Below are 15101 nucleotides of genomic sequence, written 5' to 3'. Positions count from 1 at the left end.
GGTTTACCCTTTGAGCCTTTATTACTATTGATAAATTGAAATGGCTGCTTTTACCGCCTCGCCGGGTGTGAACGTATGGCCTTGTCTCAGCAGTGCAGACTCAAGTGCGGAGAGACAGTTCAACACATTGGTTTGATTAGCGGCATAGCCCATCAAGCCAATCCGCCAGACTTTTCCAGCAAACGCGCCAAGACCAGCACCAATCTCCAGGTTGTATTCAGCCAGTAATTGTTGCCTTACTGCCCCATCATTAACCCCTTCTGGTATTACCACTGCATTCAATTGAGCAAGTCGCTCTTCTTCAGGTACCAGCATTTCCAGTCCCATGGCCGCAAGTCCTGCAACCAAGGCCTGATGGTGTAACTTGTGTCGTTCCCAGCTATTTTCCAGGCCCTCTTCCTGCAAGAGGCAAAGAGACTCATGTAAAGCATAAAGCTGATTGACCGGTGCTGTATGATGGTAGGCTCTTTTTCCATCGCCTCCCCAGTAGCCCATGATCAGGTTCATATCGAGAAACCAGCTCCGTACCGGCGTTTTTCTGGCCTGAATTTTCTCAATGGCAGCTTCACTAAAGCTAACAGGCGAAAGGCCTGGCACACAGGACAGGCATTTCTGTGAGCCTGAATAAATGGCATCGATTCCCCACTCATCAACTTCTAGCTCAGAGCCAGCCAGAGAGGTTACGGTGTCGACAATCGTCAGGCAGTTATGTTTTCTTGCCAACTCACACAGTGTTTTTGCATCGGAGCGTGCACCGGTTGAAGTCTCTGCATGAACAAAGGCCAGAATTTTTGCATCCGGGTGAGTGTTCAGTGTTTCTTCAACAGCTTTTGGGTCTACTGCACGTCCCCAGTCTGATTCAACGGTAATGGCGGTGCCACCCATGCGTATGACATTTTCTTTCATCCGACCGCCAAAGACACCGTTTATGCAAACGATGACCTTGTCGCCTTCTTCCACCAGGTTGGCAAAACAGGCTTCCATTCCTGCTGACCCGGGCGCAGAAATGGGCAGCGTCAGCCGGTTGCTGGTCTTGAAAGCGTATTGGATCAGTGATTTCAGTTCGTCCATCATTCGGATGAACTCAGGATCAAGGTGCCCAATGGTCGGTCGGGCCAGGGCTTCGGTGATTCTTGGGTGAACATCAGAAGGGCCGGGTCCCATCAGAGTGCGTTGTGGGGGGTGAAAAGAGGTGATTGTCATAACTGCCTGTTCTTCTCCACTTATGGGCACGGCTACTTACGGGTAGAGCGAATGCCGGTCTATTATTGTAGTGAAGCCTGACAGCAGAAGCGCAGTCAGGCAAGAACTGTCTTTCAGTCGGCTGGCTTTAATACCACCTCAGGCAGAGGGTATTCATCAACAACGACTTTACCAGAAGAAGGCATGATTTCTGCCTTGCCTTTCACTACGGCTTTACCGTGCTGGTTTACAACATTCGTTGAGACTGTCGCACGTTTTCGCTGTTCGTTGATTTCCAGAATCTCCAGCTCAACGGTTACCGTATCACCGACTTTGACAGGACGCATGAATTTTAGCTCCTGGCCCAGGTAGATACCACCGGGTCCTGGCAGTTTTGTTGCCAGGGCACATGAGATAATTGAAGCCGTCCACATGCCGTGGGCAATGCGGCCTTCAAACTGTGTGGTTGCGGCAAACTCCTCATCCAGATGAACGGGGTTGGTATCGCCGGATACTTTGGCAAATAGCAGAAGGTCTTCTTCTGTCAATGTGCGTGTCAGACTGGCCTTGGTGCCAATGGTTAACTCTTCGAATGGGATGTTTTCCAGCTTGCGCATAAGGTATGGCTCTATTGCGTTGTTAGGGTATGAGTAACCGTTTTTCAGAGTGGTCTGGTTTACGGTTAGTGGCAGTATATTTTCATCGGGAATAATTATCGTACCTATTGTGGGGTACCAGGGTCTGCCGTAATGGTTTTTATCGACCACTCTTTGTTGCTTGATGGAAGGTTAACACTTTGGCTGAAGTTACTGAATCAGAAGTTGGCAGGGCGATTGTTCAGGATGGTTTCGTAGGCTTGAAATCTGAACTTATCTCCAGTTGTAATAGTTCGGGCAGAGAAATCATTCCTCTGCTTTTTTTGCCTGTTTTAATATAGGATTTGTCACCAACATCGAAATAGCTTGATGTTTTCTTTGTCGCTGCACCATGGAGTTTCTTTTTGAAAAACTCAGGAGCTTTGCCCGAAATGGCAAGGGAATCGAGTTTGAATTCTTTGTTGCCCGACGGTAAGTCTCGGAACCTTGTGTGTTCAGATCTTAATGTTCGAAGTGCGGCTTTCTCAATTTGTTTCTGCAGCATAGGTAATTTCTTTTCACTCACTCCCAGTGCAGTAAGAGTGTTTAAGTCAATATCACCATGAATAATGTCCAGATGAATCATAATGCCCAGCTGGTTATTACCTGCTTCATTCCCAGTGATTTTTTTCTTTGCCAGAGCTCTGACTGTATCGGGAAGATGTTGCATAAACTCCTCGAGTTTGGAAAAAGGAGTTTGAATCATAATATCAAGCGAGCCACTCATGTCTTCATCCAGTTTCATTTGGCCTGTTCGTATATGGAATGGGCCTGCATTGTTGCCACTGAACCCAAGGTTTTCGAAAAAGATATGAGGCTTAGATGTTTGTCCACCTATTAGACCTTGATGTAACCCCGCTCTTAAATCAATTAGTGAAAGGTTTGTTACTTCAGGAATGTAATCTGAGTAGTCGGGAGCTAGGTTTTTAATATTTCTAACCTTAATATGTGCAGTCTGCGACGTGAGTTGAGCGCCAGTTTCTTCCTGACCCCAGAGAGAAGGCTTTGGTAGCGTATCATCACTTTTCTGGATAATGGCACTTGGAAGGTGATGCCTGAGTTCTGAGCAATAGCGATTGATGGACATCGCAACCAGAGACAGTAAGTTACTTTCTCCAACGAGTTCCGGTTGGTTAATCTCAATAGAAAGCGTAACGGGGGAGGGTTGGTTTTCTCTCATGGTGTCAGGTGATGAATACTCAACTTCAAAAGCCAGCTTATCGGCCCTGATTGTCAGTCTTTCCATGGGGTTCCTACTGGCATCAACGCCCTGCGTGTTTACTGTAGCAGGCTGTATCCCTTCGAGATGAATATTGCTGATCCTGACGACAGGGTTATCACCATCTGGTTTCTTTTGCGTTGACGTTTCAATGGGTTGAGTATGAAGGGGGCGATGGGTATGGTCATTTGAAGTATAGCTTCTGGCCCATTTCAGTCCTCCTGAGCTATCACCGCTGGAGGTTAACTCGAGCTTTCCCTGCGTAATATGAATATCCTGTTGTAGGCCAACATGGAGCCTGGCCAGTGACATGCCGAGCTGGCGCAATTCTGACTTTGGTACTCCAACCGTTTTAATTCCAGCTTTGGCAAGAGCCCAGCCAACCATATCAACTCTGCTGTCGTCTATAGCCATACCCTTTGTATCTGCCAGTTCTCCAGCAGCGGCAAGTCCTGCCTGGGCCAAAGAGGCGGCCAGACCAAGTGTTCCAAGACCAAATTTTGAAACTTCGGATACCCCCTGGCCAATGGATGACCAGCCCTCGGTGAGGGTTTGGTAGGTGGTGTTGGCAAGGTCGTAAGAAAATAAAGCTGCAGCTCGGGCAACCTCTTTGGCTGGGGTGGTTAGCCAGCCAAGATAGGAGGTTGGCTCTTTTGGTACTATTGAGCGCTCATGAAGTCCTTTTTGGGGAGGCGCTTTCTCAGGGGTAGCTCTCAAACCCCGAGTTTGTGCTGTGGTTTGTTTGCTGTTTGAGGCACTAGAGGAGCCGAGAGTGGAAATATAGTGACTCTGCCCAGGGCCGCCAACTCCTGAAGATCCATCCATATTGCAGAAATCGGCGGCTTTCCAGCATAGTTAACAGCCAGACACTGAGAGGTTATGTTGCCTGCGAACTTCATTACATTATTGGGAGAGCCTATATGACTGTTTGTTACCGCTTGATTTTACTATCAATTGCGTTAACGCTAAGTGTGTATTTAAAGGGGGGTGAGCGAATGATGAAAGAACCTCAGGCTGTTCTGGACTTCTGGTTTAAAGAGTTGAAGCCTGCTCAGTGGTATGAAAAAAGCCCTGCGTTGGATCAGCAGATTGTTGAACGTTTTGGTGATCTACACGCAATGGCTGTTGCTGGTGAGCTGTTTCACTGGCGTGCGACTCCGGAGGGTCGTGTGGCTGAATTGATCATTCTTGACCAGTTCAGTAGGAACATGTTTCGTGATTCGCCTGAGTCTTTTGCTTATGATGGTATTGCTCTGGTGCTGGCCCAGGAAGCTGTCAGGGCTGGATCACTGGATCATCTAGGAGAGTTTCAGCAAAACCTGATCTTAATGCCTTATATGCACAGTGAGTCCAGGATTGTGCATGGAGAGGCTGTCAGGTTGCGTAAGCAATATGGTTTAGACCTGCATTGGGAACAAAAGCATAAAGAGATTATCGATCGGTTTGGTCGCTACCCTCATCGAAATGACATTCTTGGCCGGACTTCCACGGCAGAAGAACTCGAGTTTTTGAAACAGCCTGGTTCATCGTTTTGAACTTTGGGTTAACAGGGCAGGCTAATGACAATTCTGGCCCCGCCAAGGTCGGATGTTTCAATTGTGATGCTGCCCTGATAGCCTTCTACCAGATCCCGGACAATAGCCAGTCCAATGCCCTGCCCGGGCTTCTGGCAGTCAGCCCTTGCACCTCTTTGGAAAACCAGGTCCCGTTCATCTGCAGCTATGCCTGGACCATCATCTTCGATGATAAGAATAAGTTCGCTGGCCTGCTTTCGGTTTTCTGCCTGGATAAACCCTGTCAGTAAAACTTCTCGCTCGCAGAACTTGAATGCATTTTCCAGTAAGTTGCCCATCATCTCCAGAAAGTCCCCTTCATCACCGTGAAAAAGGCAGGAGGGGTCAAGCTCAATCCTCATGGAGACCTGCTTTTCGAGATACACTTTATTCAGTGTATCTCGAAGGTCTTCAATGATTGGTTGAACAGAAATGATCTGGCGGGTCAGGCCGTGCTGACCAGTAATTGATTTGTGCAAATGATAACCAATGATTTGATTCATCTTGTTTATCTGGGTATTCAGGTTACTGCACAAGTCAAGAATTACGCCTTTATCTGGTGTTTCACTTTGAATCTTGAGTGTGTTGCTGAAGCTTTGCAGTACCACGAGGGGCGTTTTCAGACTGTGAGTCAGGTCATCCATGGTGGTGCGGTATTTTTCCCGCTGTTTCTGCTCGGAATGCAATAGAGTATTGATGCTGTCGGTTAATCGCTGTACTTCACTGGGAAAGGAACCTTCAAGATAGCTCCGCTGACCTGACTCAATTTCATTCAGTTGTCTGGATACCTGCCTGAAAGGTTTTAGGGTCCACCAGAGAGCCAGCCAGAAAAATCCCAATATCAGGATGGAGATAAGACTGATGGATATGTACAGGTTATTGATAAAGACATTGATAATATCCAGATAGCGTTTTGCGGGCACAATGGTGACAAAACTGTAACCGGGGGAGTGTCTGTTTAATAATGCGTCCACCTCGTACGCCAGAAAAGACTTTCCTTCCAGCTCAAGAATACTCAACGTGACCCGCTGCTCGAGATCAAAATTGGGTGTATAAGCGATGGGTTTATTATCTGTCGAAATGGATTGCCAGATCAGTTTTCCAGTGGCATCAAATATATAACCGCGAAGCGTACTTTCCCCTGGCGTATTAAAGCGTCGGTCCGCCAGAGTATCAGGCATAACAAGTGCCCCATTTTCCTCTTTGGCAGCAGCAGCAAGCATGGTGTTGGCATTGGATGCCATCTGCTCACGGGCTGCCTGCTCGACGGTATCATTGAATGAACTCAGGACAGAGATAAGCACCAGACTGAACGTCAGGGTGAGGACAATAGCAACTGCCGTCGTTACCCTGCCTTTAAGAGAGCGTATCAGCTGCACGGCAACTCAAACCGATAGCCACGACCACGTACAGTAGCAATAGGGTTAAGCCCACTGTGTTTTTTCAGTTTTTTCCGCAGACGGTTGATCAATACCTCAAGCACATTGCTGTCTGGACTATGATTGCTGCCGTATAATTGATCTTCAAGCAGTGAGCGGGAAAGAACCTTACTGTAGTTTCTCAGAAATGATTCCATTACGGTGCTTTCATAACTGGTAAGAACAACCGGCTCATCGTTAATGGTAAATTTCCCTGTGATGCTATCCAGGGTAAAGGGACCGCAACTCATGGCTGGCTGTGCATATCCAACGCTGCGGCGCAGGAGTGCATTCAGGCGGGCCTTGAGTTCTTCAAGCTCGAAGGGTTTGACAAGGTAGTCATCCGCACCTGCGTTCAAGCTGTTTACCTTATCGCGCCAGTTGTCTCTGGCGGTTAAAACCAGGATGGGGGTGGCAATGCCTTCATGTCGAGCCTTTCTGATTAACTCAAGCCCATCAAAGTCAGGTAGTCCAAGATCAATGATAGCAATATCAGGTGTATAGTTTTGAAAGAATGCCCATCCTTTTTTTCCGTCAGAGGCTTCCAGGGTTTTATGTCCTGCCTCCTCAAGCTGGTAACTCAGGTGGTGGAGTAAAAGCGCTTCGTCTTCTACCAGAAGAACGTTCATTGACTTTTTTCTCCCTTACTGGAAAGGAATGTGCTTGCATTGGTAATAAGTGGCTCTTGGTTTGTCGTTGTAATTCAGATCGACAATACCAAACAGCATCTTTTTTGGGGGGAGGTAAATATGGACATAGTTGGCTGATTTGGCTTCAGCGATTGAAAGTGTTTTTTCTGAATCAGCATAAAAGCCCAGCAGTGCACCTTCATCGGTGTAACGTTGAAGCAGGCTTTGGGTCAGTTCTTCATTATGAACCATTGTACACCCTGATTCTGCTTTTGGGGCGAACTGACCGATGGCTATCTCTTTCCCACTCTCCGTTTGGCGGGTGGTGGTGGTCATTTGAGAACAGCCGGACAGAAATGCGAAGAATAGAAGAAAACAGGTGACTTTTTTCATTGATGCTGCCTGTGGGTGAGTTAATAAAAAAGCAACATGCCGGATAAATCTGACATGTTGCTGATTATAGTACTTATGCCTGTTTAAAAATTTAGAAGCGGTAAGAGACGTTAATATATGCCAGTTTCTGATCTTTCTGTTTGAATTCAACTGGCTCATCAAAATCAGGATTGTTCAGATTGACCTTGTTGTTCATGCGTGAATAGCGGTAGCCCAACTCTGCAGAAATACTTGGTGTAAATTCCTGAATTAGACCAAATTGCACGCCATATAATGCCGCATTGTCTTTACCTGATGCACTCAGCTTGTTGTTTCCTTCTTCGATATCAAGATCCAGCTTCATACGGTTGTAGCCAAGCGTACCACCAACAAAGTATTTGGTGTTTTCAAGTTGCAGAAGGTTGTCTACATAATCTGCAGAGACGCTCAATTCCTGATTTTTGATCTTACCAGTCAGACTAACCGGACCGATGCTTTCTTTATCAGTTCCTTTCACCTGTCCCAAGTTTGCATACACACGGATATTATCATTAATAAAGGTCCCTGCTCTCAGGCCAGTGTAAGTATCTTTGAATGCTGGCTTATCGCCATCTTCATCTGCTTTGAACCCATGATTGGCGCTACCGACGGTTGCACCCACAAACCAGTCATTAGCCATAACGGCTGAAGAACTCATTAATACAGAAGCGGCGATGGCTGCAGATGCGATATGCTTTAACATTCTTTACTACCTTGAAGATAAGTCTGTGCTGATTCGAATACTGTTAGCGAACAGAAAGTTAATTGATTATTCGGGTTGTTCAGAGTGGAAGTAAAAACAGTGATGTTTAATAAACATCGATTGCTCAATTGTTTTCAATTCACTCTGTCCCTATTGGTGATGCCATTATGCACAGTGAACCTTAATGAATTCTTAACCGTTGAGCGCTTTTTGAAAACAGTGGTAGAGTTAACTGCTGGTATAGGGGAAATGCACAATGACCAATTATATTTTTGGTGAATGTGCAGTTTTATATTGCTTTAACTGTGTTTCTTAAGCCAGGTGCAAAGTTGATTAATAACTTCCGAACTGTTTGTTTCATGAAATAATTCGTGCCTTGCATCTGGGTATAGCATTAATGTTGTGTTGCTATGGCCAGAACGGATAAATGCCTTATGCAGTCTCTCTAAACCATTTGGTGCACTGACAGGATCTTGGTCTCCCCCCAAAATCAATACTGGCAGCTGGCCACTAATCTTCTCTAACCTGTTTTCAGAACATATTTCCTGCAGACCACAAAAAAGGTCATACCAGAGCTGGTTGCTGCAGCGAAAACCACAAAGTGGGTCTGTTACGTAACGATTCACTGATTCAGGGTTGCGGCTTAGCCAGTCAAACTCGGTCGTATTGGGCTTAAAATTATTGTTGTAACCAGCAAACGTCAGCTGGTGGATGACTGGGCTGTATCCTATGCGTCCCTGACGCAGGGTTTCAATTTTGGCCACTAGCCTTCCCAGTATCAGCAATGGCTTTGCAACATAGTTTGATCCTGAAAGAATGGCGCCAGATATCGTTGGGTTATATCTGCTCAGATAGCTTTGGAGTATATAGCTCCCCATGCTATGGCCCAGGAGAAAGCAGGGCAGTGAAGCGTGTTGGGCATGGATATGGTTAGCAACCATTTTCAGATCCTGAACAACACTGTTCCATCCACCCTGATCCGCAAAGTGTCCTTGAATCGAATGGTTTTCTGAATCTTTTATTGTTGCCCCGTGTCCACGGTGGTCATGGGAATAGACAATATAACCCTGTGCTGTCAGCTGTTCAGCCAGTTCGTGATAGCGAGCTCCGTGTTCTGCCATACCATGACTGATGTGTATGATGGCTTTTGCTGCTTCTACTGGCTCCCAGTGGTATATGGGTATGCTGTGCTTATCTATGTGGTTTTCCAGAAAAAATGTAGGTTTTGGGTACGGCATATGGCTGTCCTTAAAGTCACCCTGATGTATTTTGTTATGAAGGTATTTTCCGTAAGTCGTCTATCAGGAACAGAGGAAAACTGATAATCTCAAAAAATTTTTCAATGCGATAAAAAGCAGCATTCTGTCTTCTGTTAACCATGATGCTATCTGAGGCTATAAGGCCCAACGTTATTGGTTCAGACCAGTGCGGCAACACCACTGCGGTGTTATGCCGTTCAAGACTATCTGCTGCGACGTTCGGCAAGATCCTTAGTTTGCAAGACAGGTTGAACAGTTTGCGAGCCAGTTTTTATTCTATACAGCTTCATCATGGATGCGGGAGGCTTACCCCATGACCACCGGTTTCTGGAAAGACAAGTACCCGGAAGGCATTCCTGCAACGATTGATGTTGGGCAGTATCGCTCGATTATTGATGTACTGGAATACAGTACCCGCAAGTTTGCCAGTAAGCCAGCATTCAGCAACATGGGGCATGAGCTGAGTTATTCTCGTCTTTATGAGCTCAGCGGCCATTTCTGCAGCTATCTGCAGAATCACACCGATTTACGTCCTGGCGATCGCATAGCGATTATGTTGCCCAACGTCATGCAGTTTCCTGTGGCGGTTTTTGGTGCATTGCGTGCTGGGTTGATTGTTGTGAACACCAATCCGCTCTATACCGAGCGTGAGATGGAGCATCAGTTTCGTGATTCCGGCGCCAAGGCACTCGTTGTGCTGGCCAACATGGCTAATATGGCTGAGAAGGTCATCCCCAAAACAGCGATCAAGCATGTTGTGGTGACTCAGGTTGGTGATATGCTGCCGACATTCAAACGCACACTGGTAAATCTTGTCGTTAAACACGTCAAGAAGATGGTGCCTGACTATTCGCTGCCATCAGCCGTGTCGTTTACTACCGTTCTCAGTCGAGGAGCCCTGCACCATTGCGCGGATGTCCGCAGGGAGAATGACGATGTTGCCATCCTTCAATACACTGGTGGAACAACCGGTGTCGCGAAAGGTGCTATGCTGACTCACCGTAATATTCTCAGCAATATGTTCCAGGTAAAGGCGCTTGTTGGAGGTAATCTTCGGGAAGGTGAGGAGCTGATTATTGCACCTCTGCCGCTTTATCATATTTTTGCCTTTACCGTGCATTGCATGGTCGCCATCTTGCTGGGTGAGCACAATATGCTCATTACCAACCCACGGGATATGAAATCGTTTATTAAGGATCTGACTGGTAAGCCCTTCAGCATGTTTATTGGCCTGAATACCCTGTTTGTTGGTCTGATGAATCAGGAAGCCTTCCGTCGTCTTGATTTTTCCTATCTGAAAAACACCATTTCTGGTGGTATGGCGTTGCAACTGGATACAGCAGAGCGCTGGGAAAACCTGACAGGCAGTCGTATCTGTGAAGGGTATGGTATGACGGAAACCTCACCGGTGGTAACCATCAACCCATTGGGTAAAATCAAGCTGGGAACCATTGGTTTGCCGGTGCCTTCCTGTGAGTTGAAAGTCGTCGACAGTGACGATAAGGATCTGCCGATTGGGGAGGCTGGTGAGCTCTGTATAAAAGGCCCTCAAGTGATGAAGGGGTACTGGCAGAGTGAGCAGGCCACTGAAGAGGCTATGCTGGATGGCTGGCTGAGAACCGGTGATATTGCCCGTATCGATGAAGAAGGCTATGTCACTATTGTGGATCGTAAAAAAGATATGATCTGCATTTCCGGTTTTAATGTGTATCCTAATGAGCTTGAAGATGTTCTCTCTGCTCATCCGGATGTTGCCCAGTGTGCAGTCATTGGTGTGCCAGATAAGCGTTCCGGTGAGGCAATCAAGGTGTTTGTGGTTTCTAATAACCCTGGGTTGACCAAAGAAGAAGTCATTCACTTTTTCCGGCAGAACCTGACTGGCTATAAAGTACCAAAATTGGTTGAGTTCAGAGATGAACTGCCCATGACCAATGTGGGTAAGATCCTTCGTCGACATTTGCGTGATGAAGAACTTGCTGCTCGGCACAACGGGTAGAATTCCTGCCAGGCGGCCATTCTGGCCGCTTTTCCAAACTTGTATAATCAACCACTGATTCCATCAAAACGGGAGTATCTGGGTGTCCGGTTTTTCCGACAAGCAACTGCGTCAGTCCATCAATAAGTGCATGATTCGTGACCGCTATCGCTTACGCGGTCAATTGCGTCGGCTTAAGCAGGATGATGCTGCTGGCCTGGACCGGATCCGGAAGAGAATCGAGTCATCCCAGTCTTTGGTAGAGCAAAGGCAGGCTGCTCTGCCAGAGGTTCGCTATGACCTTGATCTCCCGGTTACTGATCGGAAAACTGATATTGCCAGGGCTATCCGGGAGAACCAGGTGGTTGTCATTGCCGGAGAGACGGGCTCGGGTAAGACGACCCAGTTGCCCAAGATCTGCCTTGAGGCCGGGCGAGGTATCTTTGGAACTATCGCACATACTCAACCACGCCGTCTGGCAGCTCGTTCTGTCGCTAATCGAATTGCTGAAGAGTTAAGGGGAACGCTGGGAGAGCAGGTTGGTTATCAGGTGCGTTTTACGGATCATTCCTGTGAAACGACGCTGATAAAGCTGATGACTGACGGTATTTTGTTGGCAGAGATCCAGAATGATCGCTTTCTTAATCGTTATGACACCCTGATCATTGATGAAGCCCATGAGCGCAGTCTGAATATTGATTTTCTTCTGGGGTACATCAAGCTGATTCTGCCTAAGCGCCCTGATCTGAAAGTTATTATTACTTCTGCCACTATTGATGTTGAACGCTTCTCGAAACACTTCGAGAATGCGCCAGTGATTGAAGTATCCGGTAGAACCTATCCGGTTGAGACGTTATATCGACCCCTTGAAGATCTTGAGCTTGAAGGCCGGGATGCAGACCAGCGGCTGCAACAGGGTATTCTGGCTGCACTGGAAGAAATTGATGGCATTGAACGTTCAGGAAAGGGCAAGCGGCTGGGTGACGTGCTGGTCTTTCTCAGTGGTGAGCGGGATATCCGGGAAACTCACCAGTTCCTTCGGGATGCAAAGCTGCCTCACACCGAGATCTTACCCCTTTATGCCCGACTTTCCGCGGCTGAGCAAAATCGAATCTTTAAGGAGCACTCAGGCCGTCGTGTAATACTGTCGACCAATGTTGCAGAGACGTCCCTGACGGTTCCGGGTATACGCTATGTTATTGACCCGGGTACGGCTCGCATCAGTCGATACAGTGTCCGTTCCAAAGTTCAGCGATTGCCGGTAGAGGCTGTATCCCAAGCATCGGCTAATCAGCGTCAAGGTCGTTGTGGTCGTGTTGCTGAAGGTATCTGTATCCGCCTTTATTCAGAGGAGGATTTCCTTTCCCGCCCTGAGTTTACGGATCCTGAAATTCTCAGAACCAATCTTGCCGCGGTTATTTTGCAGATGCTTCGTATGGGATTGGGGGATATAGCTGCGTTCCCATTTGTGGATCCGCCGGATAGTAAAGCAATTAATGATGGTTTCAAGCTTCTTCAGGAGCTGGTGGCTGTGGGTCAGGATCGTCGTATTACACCAGTTGGCCGACAACTTGGGCAGTTGCCGGTCGACCCTCGTCTGGGTCGCATGCTGATAGAAGCACATAAGAATAATGCGTTGCATGAAGTACTGATCATTGTGAGTGCTCTGGCTGTTCAGGATCCAAGGGAGCGTCCACAGGACAAGAAGCAGGCTGCGGATCAACGGCATCGTGAGTTTTATCATGATGACTCGGACTTTCTGACCTATGTGAATCTCTGGGAAGCATACGAGGAGCAGCGCCAGGCTCTGTCACAGAATCAGTTGCGTAAATATTGTAATACACAGTTCCTGTCTTTTATGCGGATGAGAGAGTGGCGGGATCTTCATCGACAGCTGACGTTGGCCTGTAAAGATTTAGAGTTCCGACTCAACGATAGCCCAGCCAGTTATGGTGATGTCCATAAAGCACTTTTGTCTGGCCTTTTATCGCAGTTAGGCAGTAAAGACGATGAAGCGGATTACATGGGAGCCAGAAATCGACGCTTCTATCTCTTTCCCGGGTCAACGCTCTACAAGCGCAAACCAAAGTGGGTTATGGCCGCTGAACTGGTGGAAACATCCAGGCTTTTTGCCCGAACGAGCGCAAAACTTGAGCCTCAATGGATCGAGCCTCTAGCCTCACATCTGGTGAAGCGGAATTATTTTGAGCCGCATTGGGAGAAAAAACGGGCGCAGGTTGTGGCATTTGAGCAGGTGACCTTATATGGGCTGATTGTTGTTGGTCGTCGCCGGATTAACTATGGAGCGATTGACCCGGTGGTTGCCAGAGAGATCTTTATCCGTGAAGCGCTGGTAGAGGGGCACTTTGAGTCCAAGGGTGAATTCCAGAAGCATAATCTGGCGTTGATTGATGAAGTGGATGAACTGGAAGCAAAATCCCGTCGCCGGGATATTCTGGTGGATAGCGACACTCTCTATTATTTCTACGATGAGCTGATTCCTGCAGAGATCTGTAATGGTGCGGGCTTTGAGAAGTGGCGCAAGGGCGCCGAGCGACAGCGGCCTGATTTGCTCCACCTTACCAAAGATTATCTGATGAAGCATGATGCCGAACAGGTGACGGCTAACCGGTATCCCGATCGACTTCGTTGGGAAGGGCTTGAGCTTCCTCTCAGCTATCATTTTGCACCGGGTGAACTTGATGACGGTGTAACGCTGACCGTGCCGGTAGAGGCGTTGAGGCTGTTACCAAAAAATCGTTTGGAGTGGCTGGTTCCGGGCATGTTGTTTGATAAATGTGTAGCGCTGGTCCGGTCTATGCCCAAGCCTGTACGCAAGAATTTCGTTCCTGTTCCAGATTATGTAACAGGTGCCCTGGAGTCACTTGCAGCCTGTGATGAGCCGCTTACTGAAATGCTCGGGCGACAGTTAACCCGAATGTCTGGAGTGCGTATTCTCGAAGAACACTGGAGTTCTGACAGTCTGGATGCTCATTTATTGATGAATATTCGGGTGATTAATGAAGAGGGGGGCGTCATTGGAGAGGGGCGTGATTTAAATCAGCTGAGACAGCAGTTTTCAGATCATGTGCAGGATACGATTCGTAAGCTGGCAAAAAGCCACCTTGAGCAGGAAGGCCTTTTGGATTGGTCTTGTGACGAGCTCCCATACGAAATCACTCGCAAGGCTGGTGGTCTGCTGCTCAAGTCTTATCCGGCGCTGGTTGATCAGCGAGACTCTGTGGCCGTTCAGCTGTTTGAAAGCCGGGCGATGGCCGACTTTGAAAATCGGCGAGGGCTCACTCGACTTTTGAGAATCAGGCTTTCAACTCAGCTGAAGTTTGCCTTAAGTAAAATGGTGAAGCTAAAAGAGAGCAAATTGCTGGCGACTAACCTGATTAACCAGAATCAGCTGGAGGATGATCTGCAAAATCTGATCATTAGTGGTGTCTATTTGACTGAAAGTCAGGATGTGCCAAGAAATCGAGAGTCATTTATGGCGTTGCTTGAAAGCCATAAAGGCCACATAGTGCCTTGTGCTGAAAAGCTCGACCCCATCATTAATGAGGTTTTTCGTATCGCCCAGGGCGTGAGTCGTCAGCTCAAAGGTAAGATTACCTTCGATAGAGCACTGGCGCTGGCAGATATCAAGCAGCATTTGCAAAGACTTTTACGCCCTGGGTTCATGATGGATGCTGGAATGGAGTGGCTGAGCCACTATCCCCGTTATTTCAAAGCAATCGAGGTCAGGCTTGAGAAACTACCTGCGCAGGTTAATCGGGACCGGGCCTGGACAGAAGAGCTGACAGTGCTCCAGCAGAAATATGAGAAGCGACAGGAAGCTCATACTCAGCACAAGATTGTGGATCCAAATCTTCAGCAGTTTTACTGGATGATCGAAGAGTATCGGGTTTCTCTTTTCGCTCAACAATTAGGGACGCGTTTCCCTGTATCGGACAAACGTCTTCGCAAATTATGGGAAGAGGTTGAAGATATTTAAGTAAATGATATTCCCTCTATGAATCAGACGTCATGGAGGGAATATCAATTTTTATTGACATAAAAGCTTTGTCGAACATTAATGAATCTGAGCTGAGCTGAGCTGAGCTGAGCTGAG

At 47.4% G+C, this 15101-nt stretch carries 11 protein-coding genes; 3 read left to right on the top strand and 8 right to left on the bottom strand.

All coding sequences use genetic code 11. The annotated features are described in order from the left end of the window. Nucleotides 1–24: 24 nt before the first annotated feature. The 3 genes from GV64_RS18955 to GV64_RS18945 form a co-directional block, all read right to left on the bottom strand. Entirely contained in the window at nt 25–1203 is a 1179-nt protein-coding gene (locus tag GV64_RS18955) for a pyridoxal-phosphate-dependent aminotransferase family protein (protein WP_020581359.1), read from the bottom strand. A 113-nt stretch (nt 1204–1316) separates the two neighbouring features. Continuing rightward, nucleotides 1317–1949: a MaoC family dehydratase gene (locus tag GV64_RS18950; RefSeq protein WP_020581358.1), complete on the bottom strand. Its 633-nt coding sequence runs from the start codon at nt 1947–1949 to the stop codon at nt 1317–1319. Between the two features lie 70 nt (nt 1950–2019). Continuing rightward, the gene (locus GV64_RS18945; protein ID WP_020581357.1) at nt 2020–3861 is read right to left on the bottom strand and encodes a hypothetical protein; all 1842 of its coding nucleotides are present in this window, start codon (nt 3859–3861) and stop codon (nt 2020–2022) included. Between the two features lie 170 nt (nt 3862–4031). Between GV64_RS18945 and GV64_RS18940 the strand changes: the two genes are divergently transcribed. Continuing rightward, nucleotides 4032–4571: a DUF924 family protein gene (locus GV64_RS18940; protein ID WP_020581356.1), complete on the top strand. Its 540-nt coding sequence runs from the start codon at nt 4032–4034 to the stop codon at nt 4569–4571. An 8-nt stretch (nt 4572–4579) separates the two neighbouring features. Here GV64_RS18940 and GV64_RS18935 read toward each other — a convergent pair whose 3' ends face one another. The 5 genes from GV64_RS18935 to GV64_RS18915 all read right to left on the bottom strand — a co-directional run bounded on the left by GV64_RS18935 (nt 4580) and on the right by GV64_RS18915 (nt 8988). Next, entirely contained in the window at nt 4580–5968 is a 1389-nt protein-coding gene (locus GV64_RS18935; protein WP_020581355.1) for an ATP-binding protein, read from the bottom strand. Continuing rightward, nucleotides 5959–6636 (bottom strand): response regulator, encoded by a 678-nt coding sequence (locus GV64_RS18930; RefSeq protein ID WP_020581354.1) that lies wholly within the window; start codon nt 6634–6636, stop codon nt 5959–5961. The genes GV64_RS18935 and GV64_RS18930 overlap by 10 nt, the downstream gene beginning before the upstream one ends. 15 nt (nt 6637–6651) lie before the next feature. After that, nucleotides 6652–7029, bottom strand: coding sequence for a hypothetical protein (locus tag GV64_RS18925; RefSeq protein ID WP_020581353.1), 378 nt, complete (start codon nt 7027–7029; stop codon nt 6652–6654). A gap of 91 nt (nt 7030–7120) precedes the next feature. Beyond that, a complete protein-coding gene (locus tag GV64_RS18920) occupies nt 7121–7750 on the bottom strand; it encodes an outer membrane beta-barrel protein (RefSeq protein WP_020581352.1) in 630 nt (209 codons plus the stop codon). Between the two features lie 299 nt (nt 7751–8049). Next, nucleotides 8050–8988, bottom strand: a complete 939-nt coding sequence (locus GV64_RS18915) for an alpha/beta hydrolase (RefSeq protein WP_020581351.1) — start codon at nt 8986–8988, stop codon at nt 8050–8052. A gap of 334 nt (nt 8989–9322) precedes the next feature. Here GV64_RS18915 and GV64_RS18910 point away from each other — a divergent pair, with 334 nt between their 5' ends. Continuing rightward, nucleotides 9323–11005 (top strand): AMP-binding protein, encoded by a 1683-nt coding sequence (locus tag GV64_RS18910; protein WP_026258079.1) that lies wholly within the window; start codon nt 9323–9325, stop codon nt 11003–11005. Nucleotides 11006–11087: 82 nt separating this feature from the next. After that, nucleotides 11088–14984: an ATP-dependent RNA helicase HrpA gene (gene hrpA, locus GV64_RS18905; RefSeq protein WP_020581349.1), complete on the top strand. Its 3897-nt coding sequence runs from the start codon at nt 11088–11090 to the stop codon at nt 14982–14984. Nucleotides 14985–15101: the final 117 nt, after the last annotated feature.

Origin of the sequence: Endozoicomonas elysicola, from assembly GCF_000710775.1 — a bacterium.
Lineage (GTDB): Bacteria > Pseudomonadota > Gammaproteobacteria > Pseudomonadales > Endozoicomonadaceae > Endozoicomonas > Endozoicomonas elysicola.
The sequence above is the reverse complement of the archived record's forward strand: the minus strand, read 5'-3'. Positions and strand labels throughout refer to the sequence as shown.

Excerpts from the sequence above, each read along its gene's own strand:
- GV64_RS18955 (WP_020581359.1), bottom strand. The coding sequence starts at position 1,203 with ATGACAATCACCTCTTTTCACCCCCCACAACGCACTCTGATGGGACCC.
- GV64_RS18945 (WP_020581357.1), bottom strand. The coding sequence starts at position 3,861 with ATGGATGGATCTTCAGGAGTTGGCGGCCCTGGGCAGAGTCACTATATT.
- GV64_RS18940 (WP_020581356.1), top strand. The coding sequence starts at position 4,032 with ATGATGAAAGAACCTCAGGCTGTTCTGGACTTCTGGTTTAAAGAGTTG.
- GV64_RS18930 (WP_020581354.1), bottom strand. The coding sequence starts at position 6,636 with ATGAACGTTCTTCTGGTAGAAGACGAAGCGCTTTTACTCCACCACCTG.
- GV64_RS18925 (WP_020581353.1), bottom strand. The coding sequence starts at position 7,029 with ATGAAAAAAGTCACCTGTTTTCTTCTATTCTTCGCATTTCTGTCCGGC.
- GV64_RS18920 (WP_020581352.1), bottom strand. The coding sequence starts at position 7,750 with ATGTTAAAGCATATCGCATCTGCAGCCATCGCCGCTTCTGTATTAATG.
- GV64_RS18915 (WP_020581351.1), bottom strand. The coding sequence starts at position 8,988 with ATGCCGTACCCAAAACCTACATTTTTTCTGGAAAACCACATAGATAAG.
- GV64_RS18910 (WP_026258079.1), top strand. The coding sequence starts at position 9,323 with ATGACCACCGGTTTCTGGAAAGACAAGTACCCGGAAGGCATTCCTGCA.